Here is a 1,403-nt window from a genome sequence, read left to right on the forward strand (position 1 = left end):
CACGCCGCCCGCCCCGACGCCGTCGGAGACGTCTCCCGCCGCCACTCCGACCGCACCCGAAGCCTCCCCTTGAGGGCGGCGCCATGGGGGACGGCGACCGGGGGAAGACCGGGGACGCGTACACCTGACGCCGGATGCCCGGGGGCCTGACGGAGGGCCAGATTGGCCCCCATGACCCTTCGTACCTCCATCGTCGCCACATCGGCGGCCCTCCTGCTGGCCCTCGGCGCGGGCGCCGCCGCCGCCTCCACCCCGACCGGCGATCCGGCGGCCCGCTCAGCCGCCGCCGACCGCCGCCCGGTGCGCTTCGACCTCCCCGAGCCGACCGGACGGCACCCGGTGGGGAGCACCGAGCTGCATCTCGTCGACAGCCGCCGGCCGGACCCCTGGGTCGGCGGCGGCTCCCGCGAGCTGATGGTCGGCGTCTGGTACCCGGCGCGGTCGGCGAGCGGGCGCTCGCCGGAGCCGTACATGCGGCCGGGCGCCGCGCGGTTCCTCGACCGGTCGGGCTCCTACGGGCTGGCCGCTCCCGGCGAGGTCGACTGGGCGTCGCCCCGGACGCACGCCACCTCACTCGCCCCGGCCGACCGGCGCACCCGGCGGCCCGTGGTGCTCTACTCGCCGGGCATGGGCATGCCCCGGACGCTCGGCACCTCGACGGCCGTGGAACTGGCCAGCCGCGGGTACGTCGTCGTCGCGGTGGACCACACCCACGAGTCCTCCCCGGTGGAGTTCCCGGGCGGGCGCGTGGTGCCGGGCACCCGGCCGGAGCCGGGGACCGGGACGGACGGGGCCAGGACGGCGGTCGACACCCGGGTGCGCGACATCCGCTTCGTCCTGGACCAGCTCGCGGAACTGCGGGCCGGCCGGAACCCGGACGCCGCGCGCCGGCCGCTGCCGGACGGACTGGGCCGGGCGCTCGACCTGGACCGGGTGGGCATGTTCGGGCACTCGGCCGGCGGGATCACCGCGGCGGAGACCATGCGCGTCGACCGCCGCGTCGACGCCGGCGTCAACCTGGACGGCACCCTCCAGTACAGCCCCACGGACTTCCTCCCCGTCGCCCGCGAGGGGCTGGACCGCCCGTTCATGCTGATGGGCAAGGAGACCCAGACCCACCTCGACAAGCCGTCCTGGCAGTCGTTCTGGGACCTGTCGACCGGCTGGAAGCGCGACTTCAGCCTGGTACGGGCCGGCCACTTCAGCTACACCGACGCCCAGACCTTCGTGCCGGCCGTGGACGCGGCCCTGGACATCCCGGCGGGGCTGCGCGAGCAGTACGTCGGCACGGTGGACCCCGAACGCAGCACCTCGGCCCAGCGCGCCTACCTCACCGCGTTCTTCGACCGGCACCTGCGGGACCGCCCCCGCCCCCTGCTGTCCGGCGGGAGCGGGTGAGGGCC

At 76.3% G+C, this 1,403-nt stretch carries 1 protein-coding gene; it reads left to right on the plus strand.

Annotated elements, in window-relative coordinates; all coding sequences use genetic code 11:
- Positions 1-171 precede the first annotated feature (171 nt).
- The gene (locus tag C6N75_RS26105; protein ID WP_105871337.1) at positions 172-1,398 is read left to right on the plus strand and encodes an alpha/beta hydrolase family protein; all 1,227 of its coding nucleotides are present in this window, start codon (positions 172-174) and stop codon (positions 1,396-1,398) included.
- Positions 1,399-1,403: the final 5 nt, after the last annotated feature.

Source organism: Streptomyces solincola (genome assembly GCF_002982015.1).
In the GTDB taxonomy this organism is placed as follows: domain Bacteria; phylum Actinomycetota; class Actinomycetes; order Streptomycetales; family Streptomycetaceae; genus Streptomyces; species Streptomyces solincola.